Genomic DNA, 15,018 nt, shown 5'->3' with positions numbered 1-15,018 from the left:
ATGGCGCTCCTCATGGGCAACGCGACGGCCCTCACGGGCGGGACGTGGTTCACGATCAAGACGTAATCAGGCAGCGCCACAAGAGGACCGCGGGAATGGGGGAAGCGACGGCGCGACGACGAGACGGGAAAGCGCTCCGAAGGCGCGCCACGAATGACATGGATGCAGCAAGGTTCATAGAACGGCTCAAACTTGCACCGGAGTACCGTGGCCAGATCGTCCACGTTGAGAGCCTTCCTGAGCGGCAGGCGCGGTACGAAGAGGTCGTCCCGCCGCTCCACGAGCGCGTTGCGGCTATCCTGGCGAAGGTCGGCATCGAGCGACTGTACACCCATCAAGCCCAGGCCATACGGGCGATTCGGGAAGGGCGCGACGTGGCGGTCGTGACGTCCACTGCGAGCGGCAAGACCCTCTGCTACAATGCGCCGGTCCTCGAGAGGCTCGCCGTCGACGGGCGCGCGAAGGCGCTGTACCTGTTTCCCACGAAGGCGCTGGCTCAAGATCAGCTGCGCGGCCTTCTCCGTTATCGAGAGATAGACCCGGACATGCCGATCGTGGCGGGGACCTATGATGGCGACACTCCTCCGAACGCTAGGCGCAAACTGCGTGACGAGGGAAACATCATCCTAACGAACCCTGACATGCTCCACCAGGGCATCCTGCCGCGCCACCCGGCGTGGGGCCAGTTCTTCGCGAACCTGGCTTTCGTGGTCGTGGACGAGATGCACACTTACAGGGGCGTTTTCGGCTCGAACGTCGCCTGCGTCATCCGACGCCTCGAGCGTGTCTGCGAGCACTACGGTGCGAGGCCGCAGTTCATCTGCTGCTCGGCGACGATCGCGAACCCAAAGGAGCTCGCGGAGAAGCTCATAGACCGCTCGATCACGCTGATCGACGACGACGGCGCGCCGCGGGGGCCGAAGAAGTTCGTGTTCTGGAACCCGCCATTCATAGACGCTGCGCGCGTTGAACGAGGAAGCTCCAGCGCGGAGGCGGAGCGGCTCCTGGTGGACCTGGTTCGGGAGAGGGTCCAGACAATCGCTTTCGTGAAGGCACGTGTGGTCGCGGAGCTCATCTACAGGTTTGCCCAGGAGCGTCTCCAGCAGGTGAGCCCGTCGCTGGCACGCGCCATCAAGCCGTATCGCGGGGGCTATCTTCCGGAGGAGCGACGCGATATTGAGCGGCGCCTCTTCTCTGGTGAGCTGCTAGGAGTCACGTCCACCAATGCCCTCGAGCTCGGCATAGACATCGGCAGCCTTGACGCAGCCATTCTCACGGGCTACCCAGGGACCATCGCCAGCACGTGGCAGCAGGCCGGGCGGGCGGGGCGCGGCCAGGAGGAAGCCCTCGTGATTCTGGTCGGCCAGTCCACGCCCATAGACCAGTATCTCATGAGCCATCCGGAGTACTTCTTCGGGCGGTCCACCGAAGCGGCGGTAATCGACCCGCACAACCCGTACATTCTCGCCAGGCACTTGCGCTGCGCCGCGTTCGAGCTGCCGCTGGGAGCGAGGGATATGGCACGGTTTGGGGAGTACATGCCTGCCATCCTCGAGATCCTCGAAGAGCAGCGGGAGATCGTGCGCCGTGGGAACAGGTGGTACTGGTCGCATCCTTCGTACCCGTCCGAAGCGGTCAAGCTGAGGAACGCGTCCGACAACACGTACACCATCGTGGACACGACCCAGGACTATCGGTCCGAGACGATGCCGTGGACAGGCTCGTTTGCGGGGCGCGACCGCCGGGCGCCTTCTGCGAAAGACACGGCGGCCAATCGCGTGATCGGCACCATGGACGAGCTCTCCGCGTTCGAGCAGATTCACCCCGAGGCGATCTACTTGCACGATGGAGAGACGTACTTCGTGTCCCAGCTCGACGTGGAAAAGAAGGCGGCCTTCGTGGAGAAAGCCGACGTCGATTACTTCACGCAGTCCATCTCGGAATCGATTGTGAAGATCGAGAACGAACAAGAGAGCATGAAGTTCCGCAGGGCCACGGCGTCGTTCGGGGACGTCACCGTGACCTCGCTCGTGTACATGTTCAAGAAGATCAAGTTCCACGGTCGCGAGAGCATCGGCTTCGGGAAGGTGAGCCTCCCGCCTCAAGTCATGGGGACTGTCGCCTTCTGGCTCGTGCCGCCCTTATCCACGCTCAACTTGGTGCGCGAGTGGGGCAGGGACCCATCCGAGGGGTTATACGGCATCGGCAACGTCATCACCGAAGTAGTGCCCCTTTATGCCATGTGCGACCCAAGGGACGTGGGGGCGGTGGTAGACTCGCTCAATACCGGCTCGCCGACGCTGTTCGTGTACGACCGCTATCCCGGCGGGGTGGGGTTCGCCGAGCGTGCTTACAGGTCGCTCGAGGACGTGCTCCGTGCTTGCCTCGAAATGGTGAAGGCGTGCAAGTGCGAGGACGGCTGCCCTTCATGCGTCGGGGCACCGGTCCCGCCCTTCGCGCAGAACGATCCCGATCTCTCACCCCGGGGCCGGATCCCGGACAAGGAAGCGGCCCTCGTCATCCTCCACGATCTATTGGAGATGGAGCCCTATGTCCCGAAACCCGTGGAGAGGCCGGCGCGCAGAGCCGGGGTGGCGCCGGGGGATTGGGAGGGCCGGGGCGGAGGAGAACGCGGGGGCGATGTCTTCGCGCCCTTCGCGCTTGATGCGAATACGCCTGGTGCGGGCGGGGACCGGGGCACATCCGACCTGTCGGACGGTCGCAAGCGCGCGGACAGGGGCGGAAATCGCTGGGGCTACTGTGCCGGTGAGAACGGTGCAGTGGAGCCGGATACGGATGAGCCCATTCCGCTTCCCGTGCGCCGGCTGCCCGAGAGCGTGGAGGCGCGGCTTAGGCGCGAGCTCGCCCGGTTCAGCCGTGGCGGCGCGAACGGGACGAGGCGCGCTGGCGATGGCGCCGGAAGGAGCGCGAGATGGTGACCGCGAGGCTCAGGCGCCGAGGCATGCGACGAGCCGCTTGATGCCCTCTTCGATCTGGTCGACCCTAGGCTGGCTGAAGCACAGGCGAGCCTGGTTCGCGCCGGAGCGATCCGCGTAGAACGACGGGCCGGCCACGTACGCCACGCCATGCTCCTTCACGGCACGTGGCAGGAGAGCCACTGTGTCGACGCCCTCGGGGAATGTCACCCACGTGTAGAAGCCGCCCTGGGGGACGGTGTAGACTATGGCTTCCCCGAAGCACGCTCGGAGCGCCTTCAGGAGCTCGTTCCTCTTCCTCTTGAGGCTTGCCACGGTCACACCTATCTGCTTCTCGATCAGGCCGCGCTTTCCGTACTCGAGCGCCATCATCTGACCGAGGGAGTTGGAGCACTGGTCCGTGCCCTGCTTGAAGAGAATGGCTTTCTCCATGACCGGCCTCGGGCCGACCATCCAGCCCAGGCGAAGCCCGGGCGAGAATATCTTTGAAAACGTGCCGAGGTGAATCACGATGCCATCGCATCCGACAGCGGAATCAAGGGCTTTCAGCGAAGGGAGATCCGCCCCCTCGTAGCGGAGCTCGGCGTAGGCATGATCCTCCACCACGGGGATGCCGAACCTGGACGCGACTCGGAGCAGGGCCTGCCGCCTCTCCAGGCTCAACGTGCACCCGGACGGATTCTGGAACGACGGGATGGTGTAGATGAATTTCGGCATCCGGCCTCCTGCCCTCCTGCCCGCTCGCACATCGACGAGCAAGGGTTCCAACTCACTTGTGATCATCCCGTCAAAGTCCATCGGGACGCTGACGATCTCCGCTTCGTAGCTTGCAAACGTCTGAAGGGCCCCGATGTACGTGGGCGCCTCGGTGAGCACCACGTCGCCGGGCTCCAGGAAGATTTTGCACACGAGATCCAGTCCTTGGAGAGATCCGCTGGTTATGAGGACGTCTGCGGGGTCGCACTTGATGCCCTGGCCCGCGAGCCTAGCTGCCATGAACTCACGGAGCGCCGTGAAGCCCGGCGTAGGACCGTATTGAAGGGCCACACCCCGATTCGCACTCATGATCTCGTGGCTTATCTCGACGACCTCCGGCAGGAACCACTCCGGGTCGGGGAACCCGCCCGCGAACGAAATCACCCCTGGCTCTTCGGCCAGCGCGAAGAGAGCCGCGAGCTCGGAGCGCTGGATCTTCCTGGCCCGCAAGGCGAACGTGCTGTTCATCTCGAGACTCACCCCCGGTTCATCGTTCCCTGTTGCATATCACTCCGTCACCGCCGTCGGGCAGGGCCGAGCACTCGCGTGAACACGAATGGGGCTCCGAGGCTGGCCCACACCGCCATCGCGGCGTACCGCACCAGCGCGAGAGTCGGCTCCTCCGGCGCGAAGACGGCTTTCAAGCCGAAGCGAAGCGCAAACACCCCTCCGAGGCCGACAGCGATTTTCAGGATCTGGGTCGCGAGGGGCGCGCACTCATCCGAGCGGACGAACCTGTCTTCCAATACGTAACCCGCTCCCACCCCGGAGAGGAAGCCGACCATCTTGAGAGCATCAGCCGACCTGTAGAGTACAAGCAGTGCGAACGGGGCTGCGGCGACGACAGCCGCGAGCCACCAAGTGGGCATCGAAGCTGCGGCGCGCAGCTCCGGACGGCCAGTGACCCAGAGGTACGCCACGAGGATGATCGCGCCAAAGCAGAACCCGCCCACCACGTCGCCGGGGAAGTGCACTCCGAGGTACACCCTTGAGAGGCCGATGAGGAAGACCAGCGCGATGACGGCAGCGGTGAACCAGCGCTTTGAGACGGCGCGCGCAAGGTAGCCCCAGAAGACCGTCGCGGCCTGAGCGTGGCCGCTGGGAAACCCGTATCCTCCACCTGTCCCGGGCATTATCACCCGCACGTCATCCGGAGAGGGGCGCGGCATGCGGAAAAGGTCCTTGAGTCCGGAATTGGCGAATGAGGACACGATGAGGAGCACGCCGATTCTCATGGCAAGTCGCTTTGAGACCGTCCAGAACAGAACCGCCACGATCGCGACGAAGGACTCCTCCGCGCCCAGCATCGTGATGGCACCGAACGCCACGTCGAGCGCGGGGTTTGCGATGGACTGCACCGCCCGTATGATGTCTACCTGGGTCACGCCGGCCACCTCCATCCACCCACGCTTTCAACTACCTGCGACTCCGACCGCCCACGACTCTGGTCACCCGGGACTTCAGCTTCCAGGGACTTAACCGCCAACAGCCGCCAACGACCCGGCCTCCAAAATCAACTTCGCTAGGAATGGGAAGGTTCCTGCATGCCTGCGTGCAGTGCACCAGGTACCTGATCCCCTTTCCCGCACAGGGGCCCTCACGGGAGACCCCGGTGGAATCCGGCCTGCAGGCCACCGCAGAAAACATGTGCGGCCTCATTGACGCCCGCCGGACGTATGGTATAATTGGTATGATGTATACAATAGACACATAACGATGTATATAGACAACATGGGGAGGGATCTGAGGACATGAAGCGAAAACAAATCTATCTGGACGACGAAAGCGACAGCCTCTTGAAGAAGTGGGCAGCTATGAGGGGGGTGTCGGAGGCATCGCTCGTCCGGGAGGCTGTAGCAGGGTACCTTGATGAGCTTGAGCGCAGAGGGCGAAAGAGCAGGTCTGATGACCCGCTGGCTGGTCTCGTGGGTATGTACAAGGGCGATGTCCCTCCCGACGCGGCGCAAGACCACGACCGGTATCTCTACAACCAGGACTCTGCGACGACCACAGGGCGTCGGAAGGGGGGCCGCAGGCTGTGATGGTTTTTGTTGACACCGCGGCCTGGGTAGCGCTTGTCGCGGAAAAGGATCCGCACCATGAGTCCATTGCAAAAGAGTGGCGCGAGGTGCTGGAACGCGGCGCGGGTGTTGTAACGTCCAGCGACGTCTGTTCCGAAACCATCACCTTTCTGCGGCACAACATGGGGCACGGGATCGCAGTGTCGTTTTACCGGGCACTGCAGACAGCTGTAGCTGATGAGCGACTGCTCATAGACTGGGTGACCCCCGCAATCTTCGAGGAGGCGTGGGCGATGTTCGAGAAGCACGACGATCAGAAGCTTTCGATGGTTGATTGCACCAGCTTCGTAATATGCAGGAAACGAGACATCAAGAGAGTCCTCACGCTCGACCGGCACTTTCTTGTCGCCGGTTTTCAGGTCGTGCCCAATGCGGCAGCACGTTGAAGAGGCCCAAGTGACGTCTCCAGGCGCGACCGCAAGAGCAAAGGAAAGGTGCGCAGGCACCCTGATGAGAAAGCTATGCAGACCGGAGGGAATCTCAGATGGTGCGGGTAAGCGTCGTTCCGTTCGGGTCGCCTCTTAGAGACAAAGCCGGTATGCAAGAACGGGTCTCGCGCTACATCGAGGAACTTCGGGCGATTGCAGGGTATGATTTCAGTGTTGCGCCCCCTGAGGCCCGCCCGGAGGGGGAGACCTATGGTGAGGGCCAAGGAGGAGTAGGGATAGACATCACCCTGATCCTGGCTCTGAGCGGCGGTATTGAGGCGCCTGTACTCGAGTTCCTCGCGCGGTCAGACGAACCTGCGCTCATCCTTGCCCACCCCGCGGACAACGCGGTCGCGGCAGCCCTGGAAATCCTGGCGTTCCTCGCTGCTGAGGGAAGGAAAGGTCGCATCGTGCAAGCCGTCGCAGACTGGCGGCACGATCTCGAGGAACAGCTCGCCTTGTTCGCGGCCAGGGTCGCCATGAAGCGGGCGCGTCTCGGCGTCGTAGGGACCCGAGACGTGGAGGTGATGGATCCCTGGCGCCTGGCTCAGCAGGTGAGGCGGGTGTGGGGTCCCCGCCTCGTATACATGGATCTCGAGGAACTCGTCCACGAGGCGCAGGATGCTGATGAAAGCGCGGCTTTGGATGCGGCGGAGGAGTTTACGAAGAGCGCGAAACGCGTGGCTGGGGCGGACCGTGCTACCCTTCTGGGCGCCGCGAAGATCTACGTCGGACTCGATGCCCTCGTTAGGAAGCACAGGCTCGATGCCGTGACCGTGAAGTGCTTTGACCTTCTTCCGCTCCTCAAGAACACAGGTTGCTACGCCCTGGCCCGCCTCAACGAGGACGGCATTCCGGCGGCATGTGAGGCTGATGTGCTCTCCGCTCTGGGTATGCTCTTGCTGCGCGAGCTGACCGGGGAGCCCAGCTTCATGGCTAACCCGACGGTCATTTACCCCCGCGAGGCAAGGGTGGTTCTTGCGCATTGCACCATGCCGAGAACCATGGCAACGTCCTACACCATAAGATCGCACTTCGAGTCGGGAATCGGAGCGGCGATCCATGGCGACCTCCCGTGCGGCCCGGTGACGGTCGCCCGCATAGGAGGGCGGCAACTCGCAGAGGTGTTTGCGGTCGGGGCCAGGCTTATCGAGTGCGGCTCGAGGGATGATATGTGCAGGACCCAGTTGACCGTGGAGTTCCGAAGTCGGGCAGTCACTGACACGATCCTCACGAACCCCCTGGGCAACCACCACCTGGTTGTCCTCGGCGATTGGGAGACGAGGATCCGTGACTTCGTGTCGCTGTTCGCCGCGGGAATGTAACCTTCTGTGCTGATGGAGGCGAAGAACAGATGTCAAGGAGAATCTCCATAAGTGCGGGCAACGTCAAGGTGGAAGCTGTGCTGAACGCTACAGCGACCGCCGACGCCGTCTGGGCGGCGCTGCCCATCATCGGGCGGGCGAACAGGTGGGGCAGCGAGGTCTATTTCGAGATTCCCGTGAGGCTTGAGAGCGAGAACGCGAAAGACATCGTAGAAGAAGGCGACCTGGGATACTGGCCGCCCGGACGGGCCTTCTGCATATTCTTTGGGCCCACGCCAGTAAGCCGAGGCGATGAGATCCGCCCCGCAAGCCCGGTGAACGTCTTCGGCCGGGTCGAGGGTGAAGCGAAGGTGCTGAGGAGTGTCAGGGACGGGGACGAGGTCATCGTAACCGCGCTGCAGGAATAGGGCAGACATACACGGTCGCGCTGATGGACTGCCGTGTAGCACGATTGCGTTCTTTCTGAGACGAATCCACACAACTGGAGGAACACGCCACGTGGGAAGGCCAAACGTGGACAGAGTCATTCTGATCGTGATGGACAGTGTTGGCATAGGCGCGCTCCCGGACGCCGACGAATACGGAGATGCGGGAAGCGACACGTTGCGCAACACCGCAAAGGCGGTAGGAGGACTGGACCTGCCGTTCCTGGGACGCTTGGGCTTGGGTAACATCGCGGAAACCTTCGGGGAGCCGCTGGCGGGAGTACCTGCTGTTCCGGATCCGCTTGCTGCTTACGGGCGCATGTCGGAGGAATCCGCGGGCAAGGACACGACCACAGGTCATTGGGAGATCGCCGGCATCGTCCTCGACCGACCATTTCCGGTGTATCCGCACGGTTTTCCCCCCGAAGTCATCTACGCCTTCGAAAGGGCCATCGGCACGAAGGTCCTCGGCAACAAGCCCGCGTCAGGCACAGAGATCATCAGGGAGCTCGGCGAAGAGCACATGACAACCGGGTTCCCCATCGTGTACACCTCAGCGGACAGCGTGTTCCAGGTGGCCGCTCACGAGGACGTCATCCCGGTGGAGCGGCTTTACGAGATGTGCAGAAAGGCGCGCTCGATACTGGTAGGCGAACACGGAGTAGGCAGGGTGATCGCCCGGCCTTTCGAGGGCACACCGGGCACCTTCGCAAGGACTCGGCGCCGCAAGGACTTCTCCATCAAGCCTCCGCGTCTCACAGTGCTCGATCACGTGAAGCGGGCCGGGATGGACGTCGTGGGGGTCGGGAAAATTGAAGACATATTTGCCTTTCAAGGTCTCACGAAGTCGGATCACACAGCCAACAACGAGGACACCATGAGGGCGGTGATCCGCCTTGCCCGCACGAGGGGCCGAGGGCTCATCTTCGCCAACTGCATAGACTTCGACATGCTGTGGGGACACCGCAACGACGTCAGAGGCTACGCGCGCGCTCTCGCCGAGCTCGACCGCATGATGGAGGAACTGGCGGGGGTGCTTAATGAAGGCGACGTGCTCATGATCACCGCCGACCACGGCTGCGATCCCACCACGCCGAGCACGGATCACTCTCGAGAATACGTCCCGCTGCTTGTGTACGGCAGCGCGATACGACCCGGCGCTTTCCTCGGCACGCGCGGGAGTTTCGCGGATCTGGGCCGGACCGTTGCAGACCTCCTTGGAGTGCCCGCGGAGGGTATCGCCGGCGAGAGCTTTGCGGCGACAGCTACGAGAGACTGACACCTCGATGATTGACACCAGGGGAAGGGAGACGTGAGAGGATGGCAGGGAGCGGGAATCCGGAAAAGCGTGAGCTGAGGCTGGAGGTCTTGAACGTCGGAGGGCCTCAGTACACTCAGCATCACATCAAAGCCCTTGACGAGGACATTGCCAGATACTGCTTCATTCCGGGCGATCACATTCGTGGCCGCAAGATAGCCGAGCGGCTGGATGACGTGCGGCAGGTGAGCGCGACGAGAGGCATGTTCGTCCACACCGGCTTTTACGGTGGCGTGCGAATGACGGTCTGCTCAACCGGCATGGGAGGGCCCCAGGTCGCCATCGCCATGGAGGAACTGGGTAGGATGGGCGCGGACACGTTCATCCGCGTCGGCTCGGCGGGCGGGCTTCAGGAGAACATCGGGGTCGGGGACATCGCCATCGCGACCGCGACCTACAGGGACGGCGGGACGTCGTACAAGTTCCTTCCTGGGCCGTTTCCCGCAGTCGCCGACTTCTTCGTCACTCGCGCTCTATACGACGTCGCGCGCGAGCTGGGGGCTCACATCCACATCGGCGTGGTGTCGGCTGGTGACGCTTTCTATGCTCCGCCCAACCCCGAGTTCAGGAAGATGTTGGTCGATGCCGGGGTAATCTGTGTCGAGATGGAAAGCGACACGGTATTCATTCTGGGTCACTACCGGCACTTTCGATGCGGCGCGCTCTTCGTCATGGACGGGGGGCCCAGGTGCAAGGTGGTCAAGTCCATGGGCAAGGTGAGCATCCCAATCGCGAACCACGCAACCGACGAGGATTTCCTGCGCGGTGAGGACATGATCATCTCCATCGCCCTTGAGGCCATGAGGCGGATCGCCGCCGATGACGAGGTCGCGGCTGCGAAGAAGTCATGAGGTGCCCGTCCCCTTCGGGCATTGGGATGGTATCCGGAACGGGTGGTGGGAGCATATTATGGCAACCAGGGAGTTCGAATGACAGTGAACGCGGGCTCCCGATGCCTCATCTGGTAATTCCCACGGAAGGGGGGGTCCGGGTGCTCAGGATCTGCCCGAAGTGCGGGCGAGAAGCCGGCCGCGAATACACCATCGGGATCACCGCGTGCCAGGAAGGGTTCCTCTACACCTATTGGATGGAGTGTGAGTCCTGCGGCAACCGCTGGCAGGCGGTGCAGATACGGAAAGCCTGACTCGTCTCGAGTCGCGCGCGAGGCAGAAGGCAACGTGGCCTGCCAGGTAAACCTGCTCCTTAGGCCGCGGAGACGTGGTCTGTGGCGGCGGAAAGCCGCCTTGAGCTAGGAGGATTCGATGGCCTGCCGGGTGGACGGCAGGCCATCGCGCCCTTCAGGGGCCCGTTCTGCAGGAGCTCGCCCTCGCGGGGTCTCCCGCACCCTGAAGCGCTCAGCACTTGTTCAACGGGACACGCCTGTATTATGGAACCCCAGGCGTCCCAGGACGTTCCTTATGACACGCCGCTCAGGATCCGGCAATGCGTCTATGAACGAGTCGACGACCTGAGTGAAGCGGTTCCAGTCAGTAATGAGAACGACGGCGATCCAGAGTACAAACATGAAAAAGCAGCTGGGCGCGTACACGTAACTCATGACGAGCGGAAGAGCAGATAGGGGTGCGCAGAAGCCGAGCACCACGGCTCTGTTGAACCGCGAGAGCAGGGCGGCCAGAGCCATGCCCACGGAGTAGGCGAAGAAGAGCGCGCCTGGGATGATTCCAGCTCGCGCGAACACATAACCGGCGCTCCACATCATGAGCACGTCCATCGGCAGGTCCGCGGATGCTATCCTGCCCCCGGTCCGTCCCGACGCCCGAGCGAGATTGCCGTCGCAGACGTCGGTGGTCCATCCGAGCAGGGTGAGGAGCACGACGAAACGCACAACCTTGGCGGGATCCGGAAAACTGCAGGCTCGCAGAAGGACAATGGCAACAAAGCCTCTCGAGAGAGTCAGCACGTCGGCCAGAACCTTGAGTGACGATGCGCCATGCATATACACGCCTCCCCGTTCGTGCGTCTGCAGGGGCATACCACAGGCCGCGGCAACGGCCACTATCGACGTGTCTCAATGTCTGCCACAATGTTTGCCACGCGGAGCTAGACTCCCTTTGGCGGCGTTCTCAGCCTCATTGAGCCCGCCTGACCGCGCAACACGGGCCCTGTTCAGCCAACTCCTCCCACCTCTAGTACAATGGTATTCAAGCGCGTATCAGGTGACACCTGCGCTCCCGCCGCAAGCCGCTCTCAAGCCGCTCTATAGATCACCGAGATCCTCGAGGCGATCCCGAATGATCTCCGCGTCACTCTCGTCGGCGAGCCGAAGCGCGGCTCTGAACACTTCCCTTGCCTTGGCCAGCCGCTCGGGATGCCCTTCCCCCGCGCGGATGTACGCATCCCCCCAATAGACGTAACCCCACGTCCAGTCGGGCCACTGCTGCATGAGGGTCGCGAAGACCTCTTCGCCTTCTTCGATGCGGCCGAGGGCGAAGAGCGCCTCTGCTTCGGCGGACCGCATCAGCCTGATGAACTCTTCATCGCTCTCGGGGAACAACTCGCAGAACTCCCGGGCAAAGCGCAATCGCTCCCGAGCCAGGCTTGGGCTCGAAGCGGACTCGAAACCCAGATTGTCCGCAAGTGCCACGCACCATTCGTCCAGCGACGAAGCGCAGGAGCAGATCTCCATCGCCTCCTCGATAGACGTTGCCTTGCCCGAGAAGAGGGCCTTTACGTAATCCCAGGCCCGAAGCTGCATCCAGCACACTGACGCCCTTGCTGGCGAGCCGGGAAAGTCGAACACGTCAGATGCCTCATCGTCTTCCCATTCGTCTTCTGTAATCTTGCCGGAGCGTTCATCGTCGGGAAAGACAGGCAGATCGTCCGCGCCCTCGTCGAGATCGTCGGCACCGATCAGCAGCAGGGGATCATCTTCATCATCATACCCGCGCCCACCGAAGCCGCCGGACGCCGGGCCGAGCCCCTCAGCCATGAGCTCCGTGACACTCTCGTACGGAATCGTGTCACCGTCGAGCCGCTCCCAAAGGACCCACGCCGCAAACCACGGGAAGTCTTCGTCCCACCCGGTGGCAGTGACCGAGTAAGTGTCGAACCAGTGCTCGCTTAGGTCTTCGGCGGAGCAGAACTCTTTTACCTGTTCACGGAGGGCTTCCATGGAGATGGGGATTCCAAAGCTGTGAAGAGCTGCGAGGATCTTGTCTGTCGGCATCTCGCGGACCTCTTCGAGAGTCCAGCGGATCTTCCTGGGTATCCTGCCGTTGTTTGAGCGCTTCTTGGGAATCTGGCCGTCTTTGGATCTGCCCTTGTGTGCCATCGCAAGTCGCCGCCTCCCGCCCCCGTTCTTCACGGCGTCTCCGTGCGCGGTTCGTGGTGCGCGTAGTTCGTCGTGCGCGCTTCATACGCGGTGCCGGCCGGGCGCAAAGCGGCTCCTCCTTCCACCTTTACTCGCATACTCGCACATCGTCATCAGTCGTTCCGGTTCTCGATGGTCGGTCCGAGGGTCGTTCCTCTGAGCTCGCACTTGATCTCGCACTGCTCTCGCGCTGATCTCGCACGTCCCTCTGGACGAACGCCAAGCCCCGGTACCGTCACTCGTCCCTCCGCGGACCGAGCGTGGAGCCGTCGGTCAGACCTGCGCAAAGAGGAGGCTCTCACGAACCCTATTCAGAGAACCGCTCGTACTGCACTATCTCTTCCAGCGGTCTTCGTGCCTTCGGCCTTGGGTCGTCGGCGGCGTATCCGAGGGGCATCAGGGCGACGATCTTGTATTGATCCGGCACCCCAAGGATCTCTCTCGCCCTCGGCTGTGAAAAGGCCCCGATCCAGCACGTGCCGAGACCCTCCGAAGCGGCGGCGAGCGCTATGTGCTCCATGGCAATGGCGAGGTCCACCGCATAGCTCGGGACCTCGCAGCTCATGACGTGGCTCGTTCTCATGGCAACCCCGGCTATGACCACCGGCGCCTGAGCCACGAACGACTGGCCGTTGGCTGCTTCAGCAAGAAGCCGGCGCCTATTGGGATCGCGCACCACTATGAACTTCCACATTTGGCGGTTGCTTGCCGACGGCGCGAGCCTTGCCGCTTCGAGAATCCTTTCGAGCTTGTCAGCAGGCACGTCCCGATCCTGATACGCCCTCACACTTCTGCGCTCCCTGACGACTTCCATGAACTCCATGTCCGTTCCCCCATGTCCCATCATGCTCAATCTGGATGCTCCGCACCCGCCCCGGCCATCGCATTGGCCCATCGCGTGTGCGGCTGCCCGTTGTCATCGCCTATTCTTTACTACATCGATGCGCTGATTCCTTGTTCCCGATCAGGAGGGGTTTCCGGTCCTCCGGCCCGGTCCGGCGGGCTCACTCGCTTTGCGCGGTCTCGGGTGCCTTTCGTGTCCCTTGTGGCCGAGAAGCCGGCCTGGTGGAAGGATACCCTCAGGGCGTCGTCGAATCCTGCCAATGCAGGAGGCGGAGCCCATGCGCGTGTTGATGCTCTCGTATGAGTACCCACCAGAGGTGGTTGGGGGGCTCGGCGCGGCAGTGGCGGGCCTCGCCCAAGCCCTGGTCAAACAGGGGGACGAGGTACATGTCATCTGCGCTAGCTCCAGGGGAGACGCCGAGTCTTTCGCGCAGGACGGCGTGAAGATATCCAGGGTCGCGCGGTCTACGATTCGGGCCGGAGCGGATCCATACGGCGCGGGCGGCGGCTTCCTCCAAACGGTCATGGAGGCGAATTTCGGTCTTACCAGCCGAGCTGTGCTGGAGGCGCGCGGCAGGCCGGGCTACGATGTCCTGCATGCACACGACTGGCTGGTCGGCTTTGCCGCCAAGTCCCTCAAACACGCCATGCACATCCCACTCATCGCGACGATCCACTCCACCGAGTACGGCCGGAACAGAGGTATCCACTCCGACCTCCAGAAGTATATCCACGAAGTAGAGTGGATGATCACGTACGAGGCATGGCGGGTCATATGCTGCAGCCACTACATGGCGGACGAGTTGAGGAGGATCTTCTCGCTTCCCGGGGATAAGATAGACGTCATCCCGAACGGCGTGGATCCCAATGCGGCAGTCCGGCCAGACGCGGAATTGGTCCGCGCGACGCGAGTTCGCTACGCGCATCCTGAGGACAGGATCGTCTTCTACGTGGGCAGACTCGTGTACGAGAAAGGCGTTCACGTGCTGCTCGACGCTGTTCCCAGCGTGCTCGCGGAGATACCGAACACACGGTTCGTCATCGCCGGTGATGGGTATTACGCAGGCGTCTTGCGGGAGAAAGCAGCGAACATGGGCCTGGGGCCAGCGGTGGTCTTCACGGGCCGCATAAGCGACCAGGAGCGCGACGCGCTCTACGCCGCCGCCGACTTGGTGGTGTTTCCCAGCCTGTACGAGCCGTTCGGCATAGTGGCTCTGGAGGCGATGGCGAAAGGAGCGCCCGTCGTGGCGTCCGACACCGGAGGGCTTGCGGAGGTCATTCAGCACGAGGAAACGGGCTTCAAGGTATGCTCCGGCAGCGCCGCTTCGCTCGCCTGGGGAATAAAGCGGGTTCTCTTGGATCCGGCCTTTCGCGGTTTCATCGCGAGGCGCGGCAAAGAGGAAGCGGTCTCGAGGTTCGGCTGGGAGACCGCGGCGACCTCGACCCACTCGGTGTACCAGCGCGTTTTGGACGAAGCGGCGCGAGTGTCGTGGTAGACACGTGTACCACACTCATGAAAGGGGGGAGCGGCCTCGCGTGCCATTTCCCTCGGGTGCGACGAGCTGGGAGGGGTGC

At 62.7% G+C, this 15,018-nt stretch carries 14 protein-coding genes; 9 read left to right on the top strand and 5 right to left on the bottom strand.

The genetic code is table 11. From position 1 onward, the window contains the following. Nucleotides 1-95: 95 nt before the first annotated feature. On the top strand, nucleotides 96-2,939 hold the full coding sequence (locus NUW12_06200) for a DEAD/DEAH box helicase (GenBank protein ID MCR4402363.1): 2,844 nt from the start codon (nucleotides 96-98) through the stop codon (nucleotides 2,937-2,939). A 9-nt stretch (nucleotides 2,940-2,948) separates the two neighbouring features. On the opposite strand, the gene NUW12_06195 is transcribed toward NUW12_06200, so the two are convergent. Continuing rightward, entirely contained in the window at nucleotides 2,949-4,172 is a 1,224-nt protein-coding gene (locus tag NUW12_06195) for a PLP-dependent aminotransferase family protein (GenBank protein ID MCR4402362.1), read from the bottom strand. Between the two features lie 35 nt (nucleotides 4,173-4,207). Next, the gene (locus NUW12_06190; protein MCR4402361.1) at nucleotides 4,208-5,077 is read right to left on the bottom strand and encodes a phosphatase PAP2 family protein; all 870 of its coding nucleotides are present in this window, start codon (nucleotides 5,075-5,077) and stop codon (nucleotides 4,208-4,210) included. Between the two features lie 366 nt (nucleotides 5,078-5,443). Between NUW12_06190 and NUW12_06185 the strand changes: the two genes are divergently transcribed. The 7 genes from NUW12_06185 to NUW12_06155 all read left to right on the top strand — a co-directional run bounded on the left by NUW12_06185 (nucleotide 5,444) and on the right by NUW12_06155 (nucleotide 10,413). Then, entirely contained in the window at nucleotides 5,444-5,734 is a 291-nt protein-coding gene (locus NUW12_06185) for a ribbon-helix-helix domain-containing protein (GenBank protein ID MCR4402360.1), read from the top strand. Further along, entirely contained in the window at nucleotides 5,734-6,159 is a 426-nt protein-coding gene (locus NUW12_06180; GenBank protein MCR4402359.1) for a PIN domain-containing protein, read from the top strand. Before NUW12_06185 ends, NUW12_06180 begins: the two co-directional genes overlap by 1 nt. 98 nt (nucleotides 6,160-6,257) lie before the next feature. Further along, on the top strand, nucleotides 6,258-7,526 hold the full coding sequence (locus tag NUW12_06175; protein ID MCR4402358.1) for a hypothetical protein: 1,269 nt from the start codon (nucleotides 6,258-6,260) through the stop codon (nucleotides 7,524-7,526). Nucleotides 7,527-7,555: 29 nt separating this feature from the next. Further along, the gene (locus NUW12_06170) at nucleotides 7,556-7,933 is read left to right on the top strand and encodes a cyclophilin-like fold protein (protein ID MCR4402357.1); all 378 of its coding nucleotides are present in this window, start codon (nucleotides 7,556-7,558) and stop codon (nucleotides 7,931-7,933) included. Between the two features lie 91 nt (nucleotides 7,934-8,024). Beyond that, nucleotides 8,025-9,230, top strand: a complete 1,206-nt coding sequence (locus NUW12_06165; protein ID MCR4402356.1) for a phosphopentomutase — start codon at nucleotides 8,025-8,027, stop codon at nucleotides 9,228-9,230. 41 nt (nucleotides 9,231-9,271) lie between these two features. Next, the gene (locus tag NUW12_06160; protein ID MCR4402355.1) at nucleotides 9,272-10,120 is read left to right on the top strand and encodes a nucleoside phosphorylase; all 849 of its coding nucleotides are present in this window, start codon (nucleotides 9,272-9,274) and stop codon (nucleotides 10,118-10,120) included. A 140-nt stretch (nucleotides 10,121-10,260) separates the two neighbouring features. Then, nucleotides 10,261-10,413, top strand: a complete 153-nt coding sequence (locus NUW12_06155) for a hypothetical protein (GenBank protein ID MCR4402354.1) — start codon at nucleotides 10,261-10,263, stop codon at nucleotides 10,411-10,413. A gap of 222 nt (nucleotides 10,414-10,635) precedes the next feature. On the opposite strand, the gene NUW12_06150 is transcribed toward NUW12_06155, so the two are convergent. The 3 genes from NUW12_06150 to NUW12_06140 form a co-directional block, all read right to left on the bottom strand. After that, on the bottom strand, nucleotides 10,636-11,226 hold the full coding sequence (locus NUW12_06150) for a hypothetical protein (GenBank protein MCR4402353.1): 591 nt from the start codon (nucleotides 11,224-11,226) through the stop codon (nucleotides 10,636-10,638). Nucleotides 11,227-11,487: 261 nt separating this feature from the next. Next, complete coding sequence (locus NUW12_06145; protein ID MCR4402352.1) at nucleotides 11,488-12,561, bottom strand: hypothetical protein; 1,074 nt, start codon at nucleotides 12,559-12,561, stop codon at nucleotides 11,488-11,490. 346 nt (nucleotides 12,562-12,907) lie between these two features. After that, complete coding sequence (locus NUW12_06140) at nucleotides 12,908-13,423, bottom strand: nitroreductase family protein (GenBank protein MCR4402351.1); 516 nt, start codon at nucleotides 13,421-13,423, stop codon at nucleotides 12,908-12,910. A gap of 298 nt (nucleotides 13,424-13,721) precedes the next feature. On the opposite strand from NUW12_06140, the gene NUW12_06135 reads away from it, so the two are divergent. Continuing rightward, nucleotides 13,722-14,939 carry a glycosyltransferase family 4 protein gene (locus tag NUW12_06135; protein ID MCR4402350.1) on the top strand — a complete coding sequence of 406 codons (1,218 nt, stop codon included), beginning with the start codon at nucleotides 13,722-13,724 and terminating at the stop codon, nucleotides 14,937-14,939. Nucleotides 14,940-15,018: the final 79 nt, after the last annotated feature.

The sequence above is a fragment of the Bacillota bacterium genome, assembly GCA_024653485.1.
Classification (GTDB): domain Bacteria; phylum Bacillota; class SHA-98; order UBA4971; family UBA4971; genus UBA6256.
This window is presented reverse-complemented; position numbering and strand designations above follow the sequence as displayed.